Here is a 19,290-nt window from a genome sequence, read left to right on the forward strand (position 1 = left end):
CGGTTATGCCTCCTGCTTGCCGAAAGGCGTGGGTTCTCCGTGCTGACCGAAGGTCCAAGCATCGGCAGGATCGCCGCCTCGGGCGCGGGCCGCCGCCCGGCGCAGCGCGCGGGTGGTGAGCTCGGCGGCGAGGTGTCGCTTGTAGTCGACGGGACCGCGCTGGTCGGCGCTGGGGTTGCAGTGCTCGGCGGCGAGCTGGCCGGCCGCCCGGAAGGACTCCTCCGTGGCCGGTTGCCCGCGCAACGCCGCCTCGGCCTCGGGCGCCGCGAAGTGCTCGGCGCCGACCGCGGTGAGCCCGATGCCGACGTCGCGGACCGTGTCGCCGTCGAGCCAGAGGACCGCGCCGGCCGCGGCCACCGGATAGTCGCCCACCCGGCGCTCGACCTTCTCGTACGCGCTGCCGCCGCCAGGCCGGATGGCCACGCGCAGCTCCAGCATCAGCTCGTCGGGCGCGAGCACCGTCTCGTAGGGGCCGACGTGCAGCTCGCGGACCCGCACCTGGCGGACGCCGGCCGGGCCGCGCACCGTCGCGACGCCGTCGAGCGCGGCGAACACGGCGGCCAGGTCCTCCGCCGGGTCGGCCTGGCACAGCGAGCCGCCGACGGTGCCGAAGTTGCGCACCACCGGGTCGGCGATCACCTTCTCGGCGTCGTGGAAGATCGGGAAGTGCTCACCGGCGACGGCCGAGCCGAGCAGGTCGGCGTGCCGCGCCAGGGCGCCGATGACGAGCTCGTCACCGTCGACCCTGATCTGCGCGAGCTCGGCGCCCAGACCGTTGATGTCGACCAACGCGTCGGGCCGGGCGAGGCGGAGCTTCATCATCGGGATAAGGCTGTGACCACCGGCGACGACCCGGGCCTCAGGGCCCAGCTCACCGAGCAACGCGATCGCGTGCTCGACACTCGTCGCCCGTTCATAGGTGAACGGAGCGGGGACTTGCATTAGCACCTCCGGGGTTCACTACGGCGGGTTGTGGTGCGTTGCGGGCCGGACGACTGGGTGTCGCCGGTAGCCTTGGCGGCGTGACCGGACGCCGTCTCGCTGAGACCCGCCGTGCCTGGCACGGCGTGGCCGAGCTGTTGCTGGCGGGGCCGCAGTATCGCCACAGCGGCACCATCCGCCTGCGCGTGGTGCCCGGCGGCTTCGCGACCACCAAGACACCGGAGCTGCGGGTGGAGGGCGCCGAGCTCGTCGTGGGCGAGCAGCGGCTGGCGCTGCCCGGCAACACGCCGGCGGGGCTCGCGGCCGCGGCCGACATCGAGGCCGGGGTGCCCGACATCTACGACGACCACTCGGGCGTGCGGGAGGACGAGGCGCTGGTCGTCGACGTCGCGATCGCGGCCTATCTCGGCGCGTGGTTCACCGAGGGCGAGCAGGCGTTGCGCCGGGCGGTGCCCAGCGAGATGCCGGTGCTGTGGCCGGAGCACTTCGACGTCTCGGTCACCGAGAACGAGGTCAACTACGGGATCTCCCCCGGCGACGCCTGGCACAACGAGCCGTACGCGTATGTCGGACCGTGGACGGCGCGCCAGGGCGAGTTCTGGAACGCGCCGTTCGGTGCCGCGCGCTCGATCGAGGAGCTGCCGAACGCCGACGCGATCGTGGCGTTCTTCGACGAGGGTCGCGCGAAGCTCTGACGGGCGCGCGGAGGCCCTCCGCCGGCAACCGTTGCCGTCGGGCCGCCCTGGCGCTGTGCCCGCCATATATCAACTATCCCTCGCGTATGTTCTTGATCACTGCATTCTGCGGAAAACCTTTGCCTCTGATGTGTCCCGTGGCGCCTGTCCGGAATTCCGGTCATGGGCTGTTCAAGATCCACCTTCGTCGCGCCGTGTTCAGCCGGTTATGGCAGGGTGGGCACGTGTCGCAGCCGCCCGCCGCCCCGGTCCTGCATCGGGCCGCCCGCGCCGAAGACGCCGTCCGCGGCATGCTCGAACGCCGCATGCGCCGCCGGGGGTGGCGGGCGACGATCGTGCCCTACACCGGCTACGGCGCGCCGGGCTGGGTGCGGGTGATGGGCCGGGTGCTGCTAAGCCGCCCCGGGCCGGGTGACACCCCGCCGCCGGGGCCGGAGACGACGACCGCGGCGCCACCCAAGAAGGCCAAGATCGTGCGGGGCTGGCGCAGCTTCGCCACGGTGGCCGTCAACGCCGCCGAGGTGGAGATCGAGGCCGGCGACCGGCGCCAGGTGCTGCGCACCGACCGCGGCGGCTTCATCGACGCGCGGTTCGAGGTCGACCTGCCGCCCGGCTGGCAGACCGTGGTGATCCGCACCCCGGGCGCCAAGCCGGCCCAGGTGCCGGTGCGGATCGTCGACCCGGCGGTGACCCTCGGGATCGTCTCCGACATCGACGACACGGTCATGATCACCGCGCTACCCCGGCCGCTGCTCGCGGCCTGGAACACCTTCGTGCTAGACGAGCACGCCCGGGCCGCGGTGCCCGGCATGGCGGTCCTCTACGAACGGTTGGTGACCGCGCACCCCGGCGCACCGGTGCTCTATCTGTCGACCGGCGCCTGGAACGTCGCGCCGACCCTGACGCGGTTCCTGTCGCGGCACCTCTACCCGGCCGGCCCGCTGCTGCTGACCGACTGGGGTCCGCAGAGAGACCGCTGGTTCCGCAGCGGCCAGGAACACAAGCGGGCCAGCCTGCGCCGGCTCGCGGCCGAGTTCCCCACCGTCAAGTGGCTGCTGATCGGCGACGACGGCCAGCACGATCCCGAGATCTACGCGGAGTTCGCCCGCGACCACCCGGACAACGTCGCCGCGGTCGCCATCCGCCGGCTGTCGCCGGCCCAGGCGGTGCTGGCCGGCGCCCTGCCCATCCACGACAACAGCCCGCGCTCCCGCGGCACCGGTGCGCAACGCTGGCTATGGGCACCGGACGGCGCGGGCCTGTCCCGCCTGATGCGCGAGGCCGGGCTCCTCTAGACGTCGATGCGGGCGTGAACCTTGCCGGCGGTCGCCTCCAGGGTCGCGCGGGCGTCCAGGCCGAGGCTCTCGATCGCCACCAGCGCCGTGATCACCACGTCGGCGAGCTCCGCGGCGACGTCCTCACGCGTGTGGGTGACGCCCTTGCGCGGGTTCTGCCCCCGCATCCCGATCCAGGCGCTGGCCACCTCGCCGGCCTCCTCGGTCACCTTCAGCATCCGACAGCCCAGCTCGGCGTCGTCCGTCCCGTTCGCCGCGTCGAGCCAGCGGGTCGCGGCCGGCACCAGAGCCCAGATCGTGTCCGTCACGGCGCCCAGTGTCCCGCATCGACCCTTGCCCATCGGGCAAAGCTTCCCGAAGCGGCACCCGCGTCCGGGCGCGCCGGTAGCGTCGCCCCAAAGCGGCTGTCGGCCACGAGGAGTCCCCATGTCTTCGGCAACCACCACCCGCTCGACGCAGGTCACGGTCGAACTGCGGGTCAACGGACGCAGCTATCCCGTCCGTCTTGACAGCACCACCACCCTGCTCGACGCCCTGCGCGACCAGCTTCATCTGACCGGCACCAAGAAGGGCTGCGATCAGGGCGCCTGTGGCGCGTGCACCGTGCTGCGCGACGGCAAGCGGATCGTCTCCTGCCTGACGCTCGCCGCCCAGTGCGACGGCAGCGAGATCACCACCATCGAGGGAATTGCCGAAGACGGTCACCCCCACCCGGTGCAGGACGCGTTCGTCCGGCACGACGCTCTCCAGTGCGGCTACTGCACCAGCGGCCAGGTGATGTCGGCGGTGGCGCTGCTCCGCGAGGGCCGGGCCGGCAGCGACGACGACATCCGCGAGTTCATGAGCGGCAACCTGTGCCGCTGCGCGGCGTACCCGAACATCGTCGCGGCGATCCGTGAGGTGGCGGACTCATGACCGAGCCTTGGCGAGGGCATCAGCAGCAGAGCCCGCCCGGGCAGGGCGGGTCACCACGAAGTGGGGACGCGTCATGACCGACATCGAGTACGTGCGGGCCGCGGACCAGGGCAGCGCGCTGGCGCTCGTCGCCGAGGATCCCGACGCGGTGTTCCTCGCCGGCGGCACCACCGAGCTGGACCTCGCGCTCAAGGACCAGGTGGTGCACCCGAGCCGGTTCGTCGACATCGGACGGTTGCCGTTGCGCGGGGTCACCCGCGACGGCGACCGGCTGCGGGTCGCCGCCCTGACCACGATGGAGGAGCTGGCCGCCGACCCGACGGTGCGCGATCGTCTGCCCTTCGTCCGCGAGGCGCTGCTGCTCGGCGCGTCCACGCAGCTGCGCAACATGGCGACCATCGGCGGCAACCTGCTCCAACGCACGAGATGCCGCTACTTCCGGGACCCCGAGGTCGGCGCCTGCAACAAGCGCGACCCCGGCTCCGGCTGCGCCGCGATCGCGGGCGTCGCCCGCATGCACGCGATCCTCGGCGCCGGGCCGTCCTGCATCGCGCTGCACGCGTCGGACCTGTGCGTGCCGCTGGTGGCGATGGACGCGGAGGTCGAGCTTCTCGACGCCGACGGCACCCGGACGGTCCCGTTGACGGAGTTCTACCGCACTCCGGGAGACCGGCCCGACAAGGAGAACGTCCTGCGCCACGGTGAGCTGGTCACGCACGTCCGGGTGCCGCTGCTGCCGGAGGGCGCGCGGTCCGGCTACGTCAAGGTGCGTGACCGCACGTCCTACGAGTTCGCGACCACGTCGGCCGGCGCCGCGATCATGGTCGAGGACGGCACGATCACCTGGGCCAAGCTGGGGCTGGGCGGGGTCGGCACCGTGCCCTGGCGGGCCTGGGAGGCCGAGTCGGTGCTGGTCGGTGCTCCCGCCAACGAGCGGACGTTCCGCGCCGCGGCCGAGGCGGCCATCCGCGACCCGTTCACGGTGCCGGGCACCGCGTTCAAGGTCGAGCTGGCCAAGCGCACGATCGTACGAATCCTGCGGACGGTGACGACATGACGGCGACCCTGGCCAAGGAGAACGTGATCGGCCGGCCGCTCGACCGGATCGACGGCCGGCGCAAGGTGGCCGGCGCGGCGCCGTACCCGTCGGACTTCGACCTTCCCGGTCAGGTCCACGCGGCGCTGATCTCCTCGACGGTCGCGGCGGGACGGATCACCCGGATCGACCGGAGCAGGGCCGAGGCGGCGCCGGGCGTGTTGACGGTGCTCACCTTCGACAACGCCCCGACGCTGGTCGACCCGCCGCAGAACGCGCTCGGCTCGACCATGCGCCGGCCGCTGAAGGACGACCGGATCCTGCACTACGGCCAGCACATCGGCATCGTGGTGGCCACCACCCGTGCGCAGGCACTGGACGCGGCGAAGCTGGTCGAGATCGAGTACGCCGAAGAGGAGCCCGTGCTCGACATGGACGACCCGCGGGCCGCCGTCGAGGACAACCCGTTCGGCATGGCGAGCAGCCGCGGCGACGTGCCGGGCGCGCTCGCGGCATCCGACGTGACCGTGGACGAGACGTACACGATCGGTGCCGAGGCCAACAGCCCGATGGGCCTGTTCACCACCGTGGCCAGCTGGCAGGGCGACCGCGTGGTGGTGCACGACACCACCCAGTCGCCGTCGTTCCTGCGCACCGCGCTGGCGGTCATGTTCCAGGTGCCGGAGCAGAACGTCCGGGTGCTGATCCCGTTCCTCGGCGGCGGCTTCGGCGCCGGTCTGCGGCTGTGGAGCCACACGGTGCTGACCACGCTGGCCGCGCGGGTGCTGGACCGGCCGGTCAAGCTCGTCCTCAGCCGGCCGCAGATGTTCCACTCCGTCGGCCACCGCGCCGCGAGCCGGCAACGCATCCAGCTCGGCGCGGACCGCGAGGGCCGGCTCACCGCGATCGACCACGACGCGATCGCCGCGAACGGGCTCGGGGACAACCTGCCCTCGCCCATCGTCGCGGTCACGCCGACGACGTACGCCTGTGACAACGTCGCCACCCACGAGCGTCGGGCGCACCTGAACATCCCGTACACGGGGTTCATGCGGGCGCCAGGCGCCGTCGAGGCGCACTTCGCGCTCGAGTCCGCGCTCGACGAGCTCGCCGACCGGGTCGGCGTCGACCCGGTCGAGCTGCGGCTGCGCAACTACGCCGAGGTGCACCCGGAGTCCGGCAAGCCCTGGTCCAGCAAGGCGCTCCGGGAGTGCCTGGAGGTCGGCGCCGAGCGGTTCGGCTGGTCCGGTCACGACCCGACACCGCGGTCGGCGCACGACGGCGACCAGCTGATCGGGCTCGGCATGGCCTCGGCGACCTTCGAGTTCTATGCCCTGCCCTGCACGGTCCGGCTGGTCGTCGACCGCCGCGGCAACGCGGTCGTGCGCTCGGCGGCCACCGACATCGGCACGGGGACCTACACCATCACGGCCCAGCTGACCGCCGAGCTGCTCGGCATCGACGTCGACCGGGTCAGGGTCGAGATCGGTGACACCGACCAGCCGCCGGCGCCGCAGTCGGGCGGCTCCGGCCTGGCCGGCGCGCTGGCCGCGGCGGTCCAGAACGCCGCCGGCGAGCTGGCCGAACAGCTGGCCCGCCTCGACGGTCGCCCGGGCGAGTCGTTCGCCTCGCTGCTCGACCGGCACAACCTCGACGAGCTGGCGGTGACGGGCTACTCCGACCTGTCCGGCGCGGCCGAGCACAGCGACGTGGCGCCGGCCGGCGCGTTCGCCGCCGCGTTCGCCGAGGTCGGCGTCGACGAGGACCTCGGGCTCGTCCGGCTCCGGCGGCTCGTGTCCGTGATCGACGGCGGCCGGGTCTTCAACGCGAAGACCGCCCGCAGCCAGGCGATCGGCGGTGCGGTGATGGGCATCGGCATGGCTCTGCTGGAGGAGATGGCGTACGACCCGAACACCGGGCGGGTCGCCAACGGCACCTTCGGCGACTACCTGGTGCCGGTCAACGGCGACGTCCCCGACCTGGACATCACCTTCGTGGGTGAGCCGGACACCTTCAACCCGACCGGCGGCAAGGGTCTCGGCGAGATCGGCATCGTCAGCATCGCGCCGGCGATCGCCAACGCGGTGCACCACGCGACCGGGCGGCGGATCCGGGACCTACCGATCACTTTGGACAAGATGCTCTGACCGCGGCGACTTGACGCGCACTATTCTCTCGATGAATAGTGTGCGTCGTGTCCACCGCGCATGTGCTCCTCGGGCTGCTGACCGGCGGTCCGATGCACGGCTACGAGCTCAAGCGGTCGCACGACCAGCGGCTGCCACAGGCCAAACCGGTCGCGTTCGGCCAGGTCTACGCGACGATCGGCCGGCTGCAGCGCGACGGGCTGGTGACCACCGCCGGGCATGACCAGGAGAGCGGCCCGGAGCGCACGAGCTTCGAGATCACCGAGGCCGGCCGCGCGCGGCTCGACGACTGGCTGGGCGAGGTCGAGCCTCCGGCGCCGTTCGTGACCAGCGCGCTGTTCGCCAAGGTCGCCGTCGCCGTGCTGGTCAGCGGCGCCGACGCGGCCCGCGACTACCTGGTGGCCCAGCGCGCCGCGCACATGGAGCGACTGCGCGCGCTGACCGCCGTCAAGACCGACCCGACGAGCTCGCTCGGCGACGTGGTCGCCGCCGACTTCGCGATCCTCCATCTCGACGCCGACCTGCGATGGGTGGCCAACACCCTGGAGCGCGTCGCTGACCTGCATCGGGAGGTGCACCCATGACGATCCTGCGTGCCCGGGGCGTGGTGAAGTCCTACGGGCGGACGCCGGCGCTGCGTGGCGTCACGATCGACGTCGCCGAGGGCGAGATCCTCGCAGTCACGGGGCCGAGCGGATGCGGCAAGTCCACGCTCCTGCACTGCCTGGCCGGCATCCTGCGGCCGGACGCCGGCGAGGTGACCTACGGCGAGCACCGACTCGACACCTGGTCGGAACGGATGCGGGCGCGGCTGCGCCGCACCGAGTTCGGCGTCCTCTTCCAGTTCGGGCAGCTGGTGGCCGAGCTGACCGCGGCGGAGAATGTCGCGCTGCCGTTGCTCCTCGCCGGCACGGGGCGGCGAGAGGCACGGACGGCCGCGGTGGGGTGGCTCGACCGGCTGGGCGTCGCCGACGTCGCCGACGTCCGGCCGGGCGAGATGTCCGGCGGCCAGCAGCAGCGCTGCGCGGTCGCCCGGGCACTGGTCACCGAGCCGCGGGTGCTGTTCGCCGACGAGCCCACCGGCGCGCTCGACTCGCGCACCAGCGAGGCGCTGCTCGGCGAGCTCGTCCGGTTGGCCCGCGACCAGCGCACGACGGTCCTGCTCGTCACGCACGACGTGCAGGTCGCCGCGTACGCGGATCGCGAGGTGGCGCTGCGCGACGGCGCCGTCGACGCGAGCGGGCTCGGGCTGACCGCGGCGCAGGGTCGGCACGGGCGATGAAGCCGGGGACCATGGTGCGCCTGGCCCTGGCCGGCAGCCGCACCGACGGCGTGCGGGTCGCGCTCACCGCGTTCAGCGCACTCCTGGCCACGCTGGCCATCCTGTCGGCTCTCACCGTGATCGCGATTCCCGAGCTCGGCGCCTACGAGCACAACAACCGTTACCGCAACCCCCTGCTCGACGAGCCCGGGCTGCGCGGCGGCACCGTGTTCACCCTGCTGCTGTTGACCATCCCGATCATCGCGCTGGCTGGCCAGTGCGCGCGGCTCGGCGCCCCGGCCCGCGACCGGCGGTTGGCCGGGATCCGGCTGGCCGGCGCCACCCCCGGCCAGGCGACCCTGGTGGCGGTGGCCGAGACCGGACTGGCCGCGGCGCTCGGCGTGGCCGCCGGTCTGGGCGCGTTCTTCGCGGCCCGCCCGCTGCTCGACCGGCCGGACTCCGACGGCCTGCGCGCGCTGCCGACCGACGTGTTGCCCCCGGCGTGGCAGATCGCGGTCACGGCCGTGGCCCTGCCGCTTGTCGCCGCGCTCGCCGCCGCCCTGCTGCTGCGCCGGGTCGTGGTCGGGCCGCTCGGGGTGGTCCGCCGGACCCGTCGCGACCGGGCGCCACTGCCCTGGCCAGGCGCGTTGATCGTGCTCGGCCTGGTCAGCTTCGGCAGCATCGTCCCGGTGCTCGAGTGGTTCGCCGAACGCGAGCGGGCAGCGCCGCAGTGGCTGATCAACACGATGGGCGCCGGTGGCGCGATCGCCGCGACGCTCGGCGTCATCCTCGGGACCGGCTGGATCTCCCACGCCGCCGGCCGCCTCCTGCACCGCTTCACGCGCTGGCCCTCCGCCCTGCTCGCCGCCCGCCGGCTGACCAGCGACCCGTGGCACGGCGCGCGCACCTTCGCCGCCCTGCTCGCCTGTGTCATCGTGGGGGCCGGCGCGGCCGAGATGCGCGGCTTCTTCCGGATCATGCGCGACCTCGAGCTGGCGTCGGCGGGCGACGAGCGCTACGTCATCGAGGGCGACGGCTTCTATCTCGACACCATGAACCTGGTCGACCTCGCGATCGTGGTCGCCGTGGTGATCGCCGCGGCCGGGCTGGTCGTCGCGGTCGGCGAAGGGATCGTCTCGCGCCGCCGGGCGTACGCGGCGCTGGTGGCCTCCGGTGTGCCGCGCGCCGTGCTCGCGCGCTCGATCCTCTGGCACGCGCTGGTCCCGATCGTCCCATCGGTCGTGCTCGCGCTCGTCGTCGGCTCGTCGTTGATAGCGCCGGTAACCGGCTCCGAGGTGAGCAACTACGGTCGCTCCGCACCGTTCGTCCACGCCTACGACACCATCGCCGGCTACGGCGCCCTGGCGGTCGGCGCGGTGCTGGTGACGGTCGGCGTCGGGTTGCTGTTCCTGCGCAGCAGCACGGCGGTGGAGGAGCTGCGCACCGGCTGAGAGACTGGCCGGATGCGCCCGGCCGATGGAGAGGTCCTGCACTTCTCGGAAGACCCGACGATCACCCGGTTCGTGCCGCACGTGGCGCCGACCTCGGCGGAGACCGAGCCGTACGTCTGGGCCGTCGACCACGATCGGGCGCCCGACTACTGGTTCCCCCGCGACACTCCCCGGGCGATGGCCTGGGTGGTGCCGGACACGACGCCGGAGGACCGCGACCGGATCATCGGCGCGGGCTCCGGCGACCGGGTGCACGCCGTGGAATACCGCGAGCTGGAGCGGATGCGTTCGGTGACGCTCTACGGCTACCGCCTGCCGGCCGCGCCGTTCCGCCCGATCAGCGCGGACGGGCACGCGCTGGTGGCGACCGAGCCGGTCGAGCCGCTGCGCCCGCCGGAGCCGGTCGGCGACCTGTTCGCGCTGCACGGGGCCGCCGGCATCCAACTGCGCGTGCTGCCCAACCTGTGGCCGTTCTGGGACGCGGTGGTCGGCAGCTCGCTCGGTTTCAGCGGCATCCGGCTGCGCTACGCGGCGGCGCGCTCCTGACGGAGCTGCTCGAGCAGGTAGAGCCAGATCTCGCTGATCGTCGGGAAGCTGGCCACCGCGTGCCGCAGCGCGGGCACCGGCACCTTGCCGGTCACCGCGACGGTCGCGGCATGCAGCAGCTCGCTGACCCCCGGCCCGACGAAGGTGGCACCGACCAGCGTGTCGCGGGCGTTGTCGACGACCAGCTTGGCGCGGCCCACGTAGTGCTCGCGGGCCAGCCGCGCGCCGTCGATCCCGGCGAAGTCGCGCTCGACCACTTCGACCGGGATCTCCCGGCCGAGCGCCTCCGCCTCGGTGAGACCGACCGAGGCGACCTCGGGATCACAGAAGATCACTTGCGGCGCCCCGGCGGAGTCGGCATGGTCCGTGTACGCGTTGTAGGGCCGGTCGTCAAGCGGCCGCCCGGCGGCCCGTGCCGCGATCACCTCGCCGGCGATCCGGGCGTGGTACTTGCCCATGTGCGTCAGCAGCGCCCGGCCGGTGAGGTCGCCGAGCACGTAGAGCCAGTCGGTCCCCGGCACCGTCAGATGGTCGTCCACCTCGACGAAGCCGCGGTCCGTGGTCTCGACGCCGACCGTCTCCAGCCCGATGTCCCGGCTGTTCGGCACGCGGCCGGTCGCCACCAGCACCTCGTCGGCGACGATCCGGTCGCCGTCCCCGACGGTCACGGTGACCTCGCCACCGTGGCGGCGCCCGATGCCACGGTCGTCGACCCGCTCCCGGCTGACCTCGCGCACCGGGGTGTCGGCGCGGACCCCGATGCCGTCGGCCTCGAAGGCGTCCCGGACGAGCCCGCCGACGAACGGCTCCTTCATGCCCAGCAGCCGCTCACCGGGGAACACCAGGGTCAGCTCTTCGACCCCCAGCCCGCGCAGCCAGGTCGCCGCCTCGCAGGCCACCACGCCGCCGCCGATCACGACGACCCGGCGGGGCACCTCGTGCAGGTTGGTCACGTCCCGGGACCGCCACGGCCTGGCCTCGGCCAGCCCGGGGATCGGCGGCACCGCGGCGTCCGTGCCGGGCGTCAGCACGACGGCCTGGCGTGCGGTGATCTCCCGGGTCCGCCCGTCGTCGCTGACCTCGACCGTGCGGGGGCCGGCGAGCCGGGCGCGGCCCCTGATCACGTCGACGTCGTTGTGCAGCATGAGGTCGACGGACTTCTTGTCGTCATGGTTGTAGGTGATCTCGTCCCGGCGCGCGAGCACGGCCGCGGCGTCGACCCGGCGGCCGTTGACGAGTTGCCGCATGCCCGGGGTGTCGATCGCGAGGTTGCGGGCCTGCACCGGCAGCAGCAGTGCTTTGCTGGGCATGCACGCCCAGTACAGGCACTCGCCGCCGATTTTGTCCTGCTCGACCAGGGCGACCGAGAGGCCGGCCTGGCTGCTGTAGAGCGAGATCGTCTCGCCGGGGGGCGCACCGCCCACCACGACGACGTCCCATTCCGATCGGGCGGGGTTGACGGATCCAGCCATCCACCCAGCCAAACACGCTCGTTGCGGGCTACTGGCCGGTAACGGCGGACTGCTCAGGCGACCGCCGGCTCCGGAACCGCCACGGGAGTGATCTCCGGGTCGGTCATCCGGTGCGGGCGGGCGACCAGCACCAGCGCCAGCGTCGCGGCGACCATGCCGCCGGCGACCACGGTGGCCATCGCGACACCGTCGTTGCCGAGCACTCCGACCAGCGGTGCGGCGACCGCGCCGGTGCCGAACTGCACCGCGCCGAGCAGCGCCGCGGCGGTGCCGGCGGCCTCGCCGTGCCGGGTCATCGCCACCGCCGCCGAGTTCGGCATGGCCAGGCCGCCCGAGAACAGCACCAGCCAGAGCGCCGCCAGCAGGGTGGCCAGGCCGCCGAAGCCGGTGGCGGCGAAGACGATCAGCAGAGCGCCCGCGGCGGTGCCGCCGGCGACCGCGACGACCAGCACGCGCTGCGGTGTCCATCGGCGCAGGAGGCGCACGTTGAGCTGGGTGGCGGTGATCAGGCCGACCGCGCCGGCGCCGAACGCGATGCCGAACTGGCGCTCGTCCAGGCCGTACTGGTCCTGGAAGACGAAGCTCGAGCCAGCCACGTAGGCGAACAGCGCAGCCATCGCGAACCCGGCGACCAACACCATGCCGACGAACACGCGGTCGCGCAGCAGCACGCCGTACGTGCGTGCGGTATCCGCCATCCCGCCCCGGCGCCGGCGCTCCGGCGGCAGCGTCTCCCGGAGCGCGAACAGCGCGGTCAGCGTCAGCAGCACGCCGAAGCCGGCGAGCACGACGAAGACGCCACGCCAGTTGGCCGCCTCCAGCACCGCGCTGCCCAGCGTCGGCGCCAGGATCGGCGCGAGCCCCATCACCAGCATCAGCCGCGAGAAGAGCCGGGCGAAGGCGCTGCCGCTGAACAGGTCGCGGACCACCGCCATCGCGACGACCGAGGTGGCCGCGACGCCGAGGCCCTGCACCACCCGCAGCGTGCCGAGCACCGCGATCGACGGCGCCACGACGCACAGCACCGAGGCCACCACGTGCAGCGCGAGGCCGGCCAGCAGCGGTCGGCGGCGCCCGAGGGCGTCGGCGAGCGGACCGATCACCAACTGGCCGAGCGCCAGCCCGGCCAGCGTGCCGGTCAGCGTGAGCTGCACGGCGGTGGAGGTGGTGCCGAGGTCGTCGGTGATCGACGGCAGGGCCGGCAGGTACATGTCGATCGTCAGTGGACCGATCGCGATCAGGGAACCGAGCACGACGACGAGGCGGACGCGTTGCGGGAGGGTCATCAGCTCACCGGGGAGCACGGGCGGATCGATCACACTGCCTGCAAATCCGCCGGACGACGGCCCATTCCCGGCAAGGATGGTGTTTCAGCTCACAGGTCACTTTCAGCGCACCCGGGAAAGAAACCCATCGATATCTTGTACGGGGATCAGCGCGTCGCGACCATACGCGCGGCACATGCCCGTTCACCCACAAGGGAGCGACATGCGGATTCCCCGAATCATCCCGATCCTGCTGGCCGCCACCGTGACGGCCGCGCTGACCGCGACCACCGGCGCGGGTCCGGCCGTGGCCGCCGTGCCTGGCCCCAACATCGCGTTGGCCAACGTCAAGGCGCACCTGACCCAGCTGCAGAGCATCGCCACCGCCAACGGCGGCAACCGGGCACACGGCCAGCCGGGCTACCTGGCCTCGGTCAACTACGTGCGCGGCCGGCTCGACTCCGCCGGCTACACGACCGCCGTCCAGTCGTTCAGCTACGGCGGCGCGACCGGCTACAACCTGATCGCCGACTGGCCGGGCGGCGACACCACCAACACCGTGATCGTCGGCGCGCACCTCGACAGCGTGACCGCCGGCCCCGGCATCAACGACAACGGCTCGGGCTCGGCGGCGATCCTCGAGGTGGCGCTCGAGGTGGCCCGGCAGGGCATCACGCCGACCCGGCACCTGCGGTTCGCCTGGTGGGGCGCCGAGGAGCGCGGGCTGATCGGCTCGGACTTCTACGTCGACAGCCTGAGCGCCGCGGCGCGGGCCAACATCGAGGCCTACTACAACTTCGACATGGTCGGCTCGCCGAACCCCGGCTACTTCCTCTATGACGGCGACAACTCCGACGGCACCGGGGCGGGTCCGGGCCCGGCCGGCTCCGCCCTGCTCGAAGCGGTCCTCGCCGAGTACTTCACCAGCATCGGCGTGCCGACCGAGGGCACCGACTTCGACGGCCGCAGCGACTACGGGCCGTTCATCGCGGCGGGCATCCCGGCCGGCGGCACGTTCACCGGCGCCGAAGGGCGCAAGACGGCGGCCCAGGCGGCGAAGTGGGGCGGCTCGTCCGGCGTCGCGTACGACTCCTGCTACCACCGGTCCTGCGACACCACCACGAACATCAACGACACCGCCCTGGACCGCAACGCCGACGCGATCGCGTACGCGGTCTGGAACGTCGCCGTCAGCCCGCCGGCACCGCCGGCCACCGTCTACAGCGACACGTTCGAGACGGCGACCGGCTGGACCACCAACCCGGCCGGCACCGACACGGCGACCCTGGGCCAGTGGGTGCGCGGTGACCCGGCGGCCACCACGTCGAGCGGCACCAAGCAGCTCGGCACCACCGTCAGCGGCTCCAACGACCTGGTCACCGGCGCGGCGGCCGGCACCTCGGCGGGCGACTTCGACGTCGACGGCGGCACCACGACGATCCAGTCCCCCGCTATCACGCTGCCGGCGACCGGCCCGCTGAACCTGTCGTTCTCGTGGTACCTGGCGCACGGCAGCAACTCCAGCAGCGCCGACTCGTTCTCGGCGGCCGTCGTGCACAGCGGCGGCACGACCACGCTGTTCACCCAGGCCGGCGCGGCCAGCAACCGCAACGGCGCCTGGGCGACCCGCACGGCGAGCCTCACCGCGTACGCCGGCCAGTCGGTCCGGATCGTGTTCCGCGCGGTCGACGCGAGCACCGCCAGCCTGGTCGAGGCCGGCGTGGACGACGTCCGGATCACGCAGGGCTGAGCGGCTCAGTCCGGCACGGAGATGACCTTGATGGCGCGCAGGTCGCTGTAGGCGACCTGCGCGCCGTCGGGTGCGAAGCTCGGGTCGGAGAAGCTCTCGGTCGACGAGAGCAGCTCGCGGCTCTCGCCGTCGCGCAGGCTGACGAGGATCAGCCGCGAGCGGCCGAACCGCTTGGCCGTCACGGCCGCGGTGGACTCGTCCGGCGACAGGTCGAGATCCGGCAGCCCTTCGAACGTCGGACCGATCCCCTTGTACGGGACGCCCTGGAAGCCGGCCAGGTGCACGCTCCACCGGCGCTTGTCGCCGGCCGGCGGAGCATCACGGGTGGCCGCGAACACGAGCCCGCCCCACCGGGTCAGCGCCGGCGAACGCGCGGACGCGCCGGCCGCGCACGTGAGCTCCGGAAGCGTCGGGCGAAGGTCACCGCGCGGCAGGGCGATGTTGGACAGCGACCAGCACAGGTCACTGGAGCCCGCGCCGTAGCCGCCGCGCAGGTCCGCCGCCAGCGTCACCTGTGCCGCCCACGACGCCAGGTCACCCAGCCGCTCGTACGTGCCGGACCGGGCGTCGAAGGCCATGAGCCGGCCGGTCTGCCCGCACCGCAGCGCGACGCCGAGCCGGCCGTCCGGCACCCGGAACAGGTAGTCCAGCGGGCCGCACGGGTCGGGGACGCCGGCTTCCACCGGCTGCTGGTCGCCCGTCGCCGGGTGGCGCACCCAGAGCCGCGCCGGGTCGGCGCCCGAGGTGCGGAGGAAGTAGATGGCGTCGGCGGACAGCCACACCGGGGACCGGGACACGACCTCGGTCCGCGGCGCGGTGCACCCGCCCAGCGTGAGCAGCAGACACGCCGCCAGCAGGCGCGCCGCAGGCTTCCCTCGTATCACTCCGGCCCCAGTTTTGTCGGAACGAGGCACGACAGTACAACGCCGGAGCCGCTGGGTATACCGGGGCGCCAGCCGGGTATGTGGGCGGCCATGAGCGATGAACGGCCCCTGGAAGAGTCGCAAGAGGTGGCGGACGCCGTGGAGGACGAGACCGCCGTCTCCGAGTTCGAGACCGGCGGCGAGCCCGACCCCGACAACCCGGTGTTCCGCGAGCCGGGCTGGCAGCCGCGCACCGGCTCAGAGCAGCCCTGGGACCCGGAGGACCTGGCCGAGGCGGAGGGCAGGGACCCGACGCCGGAGAACGTCGCGCGCGCGAAGGCGGAGCTCGACAAGGACGGCCCGGCCGCGATCGACCGGACCGTCCCCTGAGAACCGTCTAGATCGCGTTGGCGCGGATCAGGTCGCGGAACCAGAGCGCGCTGTCCTTCGGCACGCGGTGCTGCGTGGCGTAGTCCACGTAGACCAGGCCGAACCGCTTGTCGTAGCCGTACGCCCACTCGAAGTTGTCGAGCAGCGACCACGCGAAGTAGCCGCGCATGTCGGCACCCCGCCGGATCGCGTCGTGCACCGCGCGCACGTGCCCGTCCAGGTACTCGATCCGGGCCACGTCGGCGACCCGCCCGTCCACCAGCGTGTCGACGTACGACGCGCCGTTCTCGGTGACGATCAGCGGCGTGCCCGGGTAGTCCTCCGAGAGCCGGACCAGCAGGTCGCCCAGCCCGGTCGGGTCCACCGGCCAGTCCATCGCCGTGACCGGCGTTTCCTGGGACGGATAGACGATGCCCTCGCTGCCCGGGTAGCAGGGGTTCGGCGGGGCACCGACCTGGGCCGCGACCAGTGACGGCTGGTAGTAGTTGACGCCCAGCAGGTCGATCGGCGCCGCGATGGTGGCCAGGTCGCCGTCGTGGATGGCGCCGGCCGCGCCGAACCGGTCGAACAGGTCGCGCATGTCCTGCGGGTAGCCGCCCTTGAGCACCGGGTCCAGGAAGATCCGGTTCTGCAGCCCGTCGACCACGGTCGCGGCCGCCCGGTCGTGCTGGTCACCTGGGTCGCGCGGCGTCACCCGGGTGAGGTTGAGCGTGAGCGACACCTCGCGCGCTCCCCCCGCCCGCAGCGCCGAGACGCCCAGCCCGTGCGCCAGCAGCAGGTGGTGCGCCGCCTCGAAGGCGGCCCGCGGGTCCCGCCGGCCCGGCGCGTGCGCCCCGCTGGCGTAGCCCAGGAAGGCCGAGCACCACGGCTCGTTGAGCGTGGTCCAGGTCGGCACCCGGTCGCCGAGCCGGGCCACCGTGGCGGCGGCCAGCTCGGCGAACGAGTACGCGGTGTCGCGGTTGGTCCAGCCGCCCCGGTCCTCCAGTGCCTGCGGCAGGTCCCAGTGGTAGAGCGTGACCATCGGCTCGATGCCGGCGGCGAGCAGCGCGTCCACGAGGCGGTCGTAGAAGTCCAGACCGCTGGGGTTGACCGGGCCGCTGCCGTCCGGCTTGATCCGCGGCCAGGCGACCGAGAACCGGTACGTGCCCAGGCCCAGGTCGGCCATCAGCGCGACGTCCTGCGGGAACCGGTGGTAGTGGTCGCAGGCCACGTCGCCGGTGTGCCCGCCGTCGACCTTGCCGGGCGTACGCGCGAACGTGTCCCAGATGGACGGTGACCGGCCGTCGGCCTGTGCGGCACCCTCGATCTGGTACGACGCGGTCGCCGCGCCCCACCGGAATCCCTCCGGGAACCGCAGCGGACGGGCGTCGGTGGCTTCCTCGACGATGGTCATCCCTTGACGGCTCCTTGCATGATTCCTCCGATGATCTGTTTACCGAGCACCACGAAGACGATGAGCAGCGGCAGGATCGCGATCAGCGCGCCGGTCAGCGACAGCGAGTAGTCGGTGATCCGGCCGGCCGACAGCGTCGAGAGCACGACCTGGACGGTCGGGTCCTCCGGTGTCAGCACGACCAGCGGCCAGAAGAAGTCGTTCCACGCCGTCAGGAAGGTCAGCATGCCGAGCACCGCGGCCGCCGGTCGCGCGGCGGGCAGCACCACGTGCCAGAACAGCCGGATCGTCGAGCAGCCGTCAACCCGGCCGGCCTCGAGCAGCTCGGTCGGCACGGCCTCGCGGAGATACTGCGTCATGAAGAAGACGCCGAACCCGTTGACCATCGCCGGGACGATGACCGCGTAGATCGTGCCGGTCCACTCGATCTTCGCCATCAGCATGTAGAGCGGGATGATGCCGAGCGTGGTCGGCACCATCATCGTCCCGATGATGCTCAGCAGCAGGATGTTGCGGCCGCGGAACTGGAGCTTGGCGAAGGCGAAACCGGCCAGCGTGGAGAAGATGACCACGCTGAGCGTGATGGCGCCGGAGACCAGGAACGAGTTGATCAGCGCCGTCTTGAACGGGACCATCGTGAAGGCCCGTTCGAGGTTGAACCACAGGTTGCCGCCCAGCAGCATCGGCGGCGGCACCTTGCCGAGCGCGCTGTTGTCCTGGGAGGCGACGACCACCGACCAGTAGAGCGGGAAGAACGAGAAGAACGCGATCGCCGTCAGCATCAGGTACGTGAGCTTGCCGGGCCGGCGCCGGAACGCGCGGCGGACGCGCTTGCGGGCGGACGGCGGCGGCGGGCTGACCCGGTGCGCCGGGGGTGCGAGGGTAGTGGCCATCAGCTCCTCCGAAGCCGGCTGGTCAGCGCGAAGTTGATCGCCGCGACGATGACGATGATCAGGAACATCACCCACGAGCTGGCCGAGGCGTAGCCGAAGTCGAACCGGCCGAACGCGACCTCGTAGAGGTAGAGGGCGAGGGTCTGGAACTGCCGGTCGGAGCCGCCGGTCAACCCGTTGCCGCCGAACAGCAGCGGCTCGGCCAGCACCTGCATCCCGCCGATCGACGAGATGATGACGGTGAAGATGATGGTCGGCCGGATCGCCGGCACCGTGATTTTCCGGAGCTGCTGGAAGCTGGACGCGCCGTCGAGCGACGCGGAGTCGTAGAGCTCCTTGGGCACGGCCTGCATCGCGGCCAGGTAGATCAGCGCGTTGTAGCCGGTCCACCGCCAGATGATCATCAGCGAGACGGCGAGGTGCGAGCTCCACGAGTTCGCCGTCCAGTCGACCTTGTCGATGCCGAACAGCCCCAGGAACCAGTTGATCAGGCCGTAGTCGCGGCCGAAGAGCTGGCTGAAGATGATCGCCACCGCGGCGACGCTGGTGATGTTGGGGATCAGCGCGCTCATTCGCCAGAACGTCTGACCGCGCAGCCGCTGGTTGAGGATGTGCGCCAGCACCAGCGCCATCAGCAGTTGCGGCACCGTGGAGAGGACCCAGATGGACGCGGTGTTCCACAGCGCGTTCCAGAACGCCGGGTCGTCGAAGAGCTTCGTGTAGTTGCCGAAGCCGACCCACGGGTGCTCGTCGGAGAGCAGGCTCCACTCGTGCAGCGACACCCACGCGGTGTAGATCAGCGGGAAGACGCCGAACCCCAGGAAGAGGATGAAGAACGGCGCGATGTACAGGTAGGGCGAGCCCTTGACGTCGAGGCGGTGCAACAGGCTGCGGCGTGGCGAGCCCCGATCACCCACTGCCCCGTCAGTCACCAGCTGGGTCATCCCCGGTCACCTCCGATGTGTTCGGTGCGCGC

General features: G+C 72.3%; 19 protein-coding genes. 11 read left to right on the forward strand and 8 right to left on the reverse strand.

Annotated elements, in window-relative coordinates; translation table 11 throughout:
- Window positions 1–3: 3 nt before the first annotated feature.
- Window positions 4–942, reverse strand: coding sequence for a xanthine dehydrogenase family protein subunit M (locus tag AB0J88_RS17125; RefSeq protein ID WP_364343591.1), 939 nt, complete (start codon window positions 940–942; stop codon window positions 4–6).
- Window positions 943–1,022: 80 nt separating this feature from the next.
- On the opposite strand from AB0J88_RS17125, the gene AB0J88_RS17130 reads away from it, so the two are divergent.
- Together AB0J88_RS17130 and AB0J88_RS17135 are read left to right on the forward strand one after the other, a co-directional pair.
- Window positions 1,023–1,637: a hypothetical protein gene (locus tag AB0J88_RS17130; protein ID WP_364343588.1), complete on the forward strand. Its 615-nt coding sequence runs from the start codon at window positions 1,023–1,025 to the stop codon at window positions 1,635–1,637.
- A gap of 290 nt (window positions 1,638–1,927) precedes the next feature.
- Window positions 1,928–2,932, forward strand: a complete 1,005-nt coding sequence (locus tag AB0J88_RS17135) for a phosphatase domain-containing protein (RefSeq protein ID WP_364344570.1) — start codon at window positions 1,928–1,930, stop codon at window positions 2,930–2,932.
- Here AB0J88_RS17135 and AB0J88_RS17140 read toward each other — a convergent pair.
- A complete protein-coding gene (locus AB0J88_RS17140; protein WP_364343585.1) occupies window positions 2,929–3,240 on the reverse strand; it encodes a MazG-like family protein in 312 nt (103 codons plus the stop codon). The genes AB0J88_RS17135 and AB0J88_RS17140 overlap by 4 nt on opposite strands.
- A 118-nt stretch (window positions 3,241–3,358) precedes the next feature.
- Between AB0J88_RS17140 and AB0J88_RS17145 the strand changes: the two genes are divergently transcribed.
- The 7 genes from AB0J88_RS17145 (at window position 3,359) to AB0J88_RS17175 (ending at window position 10,288) form a co-directional block, all read left to right on the forward strand.
- Complete coding sequence (locus tag AB0J88_RS17145) at window positions 3,359–3,847, forward strand: (2Fe-2S)-binding protein (RefSeq protein ID WP_364343582.1); 489 nt, start codon at window positions 3,359–3,361, stop codon at window positions 3,845–3,847.
- Window positions 3,848–3,920: 73 nt separating this feature from the next.
- The gene (locus AB0J88_RS17150) at window positions 3,921–4,904 is read left to right on the forward strand and encodes a xanthine dehydrogenase family protein subunit M (RefSeq protein WP_364343580.1); all 984 of its coding nucleotides are present in this window, start codon (window positions 3,921–3,923) and stop codon (window positions 4,902–4,904) included.
- Window positions 4,901–7,030, forward strand: coding sequence for a xanthine dehydrogenase family protein molybdopterin-binding subunit (locus AB0J88_RS17155; RefSeq protein WP_364343577.1), 2,130 nt, complete (start codon window positions 4,901–4,903; stop codon window positions 7,028–7,030). Before AB0J88_RS17150 ends, AB0J88_RS17155 begins: the two co-directional genes overlap by 4 nt.
- A gap of 47 nt (window positions 7,031–7,077) precedes the next feature.
- Window positions 7,078–7,614, forward strand: coding sequence for a PadR family transcriptional regulator (locus tag AB0J88_RS17160; protein ID WP_364343574.1), 537 nt, complete (start codon window positions 7,078–7,080; stop codon window positions 7,612–7,614).
- The gene (locus tag AB0J88_RS17165) at window positions 7,611–8,312 is read left to right on the forward strand and encodes an ABC transporter ATP-binding protein (RefSeq protein ID WP_364343571.1); all 702 of its coding nucleotides are present in this window, start codon (window positions 7,611–7,613) and stop codon (window positions 8,310–8,312) included. The genes AB0J88_RS17160 and AB0J88_RS17165 overlap by 4 nt, the downstream gene beginning before the upstream one ends.
- Window positions 8,309–9,742 (forward strand): FtsX-like permease family protein, encoded by a 1,434-nt coding sequence (locus tag AB0J88_RS17170; RefSeq protein ID WP_364343568.1) that lies wholly within the window; start codon window positions 8,309–8,311, stop codon window positions 9,740–9,742. Before AB0J88_RS17165 ends, AB0J88_RS17170 begins: the two co-directional genes overlap by 4 nt.
- 12 nt (window positions 9,743–9,754) lie before the next feature.
- Window positions 9,755–10,288, forward strand: a complete 534-nt coding sequence (locus tag AB0J88_RS17175) for a DUF6886 family protein (RefSeq protein ID WP_364343565.1) — start codon at window positions 9,755–9,757, stop codon at window positions 10,286–10,288.
- Here AB0J88_RS17175 and AB0J88_RS17180 read toward each other — a convergent pair.
- On the reverse strand, window positions 10,267–11,760 hold the full coding sequence (locus AB0J88_RS17180) for an NAD(P)/FAD-dependent oxidoreductase (RefSeq protein WP_364343562.1): 1,494 nt from the start codon (window positions 11,758–11,760) through the stop codon (window positions 10,267–10,269). The genes AB0J88_RS17175 and AB0J88_RS17180 overlap by 22 nt on opposite strands.
- A 53-nt stretch (window positions 11,761–11,813) precedes the next feature.
- A complete protein-coding gene (locus AB0J88_RS17185) occupies window positions 11,814–13,046 on the reverse strand; it encodes a multidrug effflux MFS transporter (RefSeq protein ID WP_364344567.1) in 1,233 nt (410 codons plus the stop codon).
- A gap of 202 nt (window positions 13,047–13,248) precedes the next feature.
- Here AB0J88_RS17185 and AB0J88_RS17190 point away from each other — a divergent pair, with 202 nt between their 5' ends.
- A complete protein-coding gene (locus AB0J88_RS17190; protein WP_364343559.1) occupies window positions 13,249–14,775 on the forward strand; it encodes a M20/M25/M40 family metallo-hydrolase in 1,527 nt (508 codons plus the stop codon).
- 5 nt (window positions 14,776–14,780) lie between these two features.
- On the opposite strand, the gene AB0J88_RS17195 is transcribed toward AB0J88_RS17190, so the two are convergent.
- The gene (locus AB0J88_RS17195) at window positions 14,781–15,572 is read right to left on the reverse strand and encodes a hypothetical protein (RefSeq protein WP_364343556.1); all 792 of its coding nucleotides are present in this window, start codon (window positions 15,570–15,572) and stop codon (window positions 14,781–14,783) included.
- A 177-nt stretch (window positions 15,573–15,749) separates the two neighbouring features.
- On the opposite strand from AB0J88_RS17195, the gene AB0J88_RS17200 reads away from it, so the two are divergent.
- Complete coding sequence (locus AB0J88_RS17200; protein ID WP_364343553.1) at window positions 15,750–16,028, forward strand: hypothetical protein; 279 nt, start codon at window positions 15,750–15,752, stop codon at window positions 16,026–16,028.
- 7 nt (window positions 16,029–16,035) lie between these two features.
- Here AB0J88_RS17200 and AB0J88_RS17205 read toward each other — a convergent pair whose 3' ends face one another.
- The 3 genes from AB0J88_RS17205 to AB0J88_RS17215 all read right to left on the reverse strand — a co-directional run bounded on the left by AB0J88_RS17205 (window position 16,036) and on the right by AB0J88_RS17215 (window position 19,258).
- Entirely contained in the window at window positions 16,036–17,421 is a 1,386-nt protein-coding gene (locus tag AB0J88_RS17205) for a GH1 family beta-glucosidase (RefSeq protein WP_364343550.1), read from the reverse strand.
- On the reverse strand, window positions 17,418–18,203 hold the full coding sequence (locus tag AB0J88_RS17210; RefSeq protein WP_364344564.1) for a carbohydrate ABC transporter permease: 786 nt from the start codon (window positions 18,201–18,203) through the stop codon (window positions 17,418–17,420). Before AB0J88_RS17210 ends, AB0J88_RS17205 begins: the two co-directional genes overlap by 4 nt.
- Window positions 18,204–18,313: 110 nt before the next feature.
- Window positions 18,314–19,258: a sugar ABC transporter permease gene (locus AB0J88_RS17215; RefSeq protein WP_364343547.1), complete on the reverse strand. Its 945-nt coding sequence runs from the start codon at window positions 19,256–19,258 to the stop codon at window positions 18,314–18,316.
- Between the last annotated feature and the right edge of the window lie 32 nt (window positions 19,259–19,290).

The sequence above is a fragment of the Asanoa sp. NPDC049475 genome (assembly GCF_040676915.1).
In the GTDB taxonomy this organism is placed as follows: Bacteria; Actinomycetota; Actinomycetes; order Mycobacteriales; family Micromonosporaceae; genus Asanoa.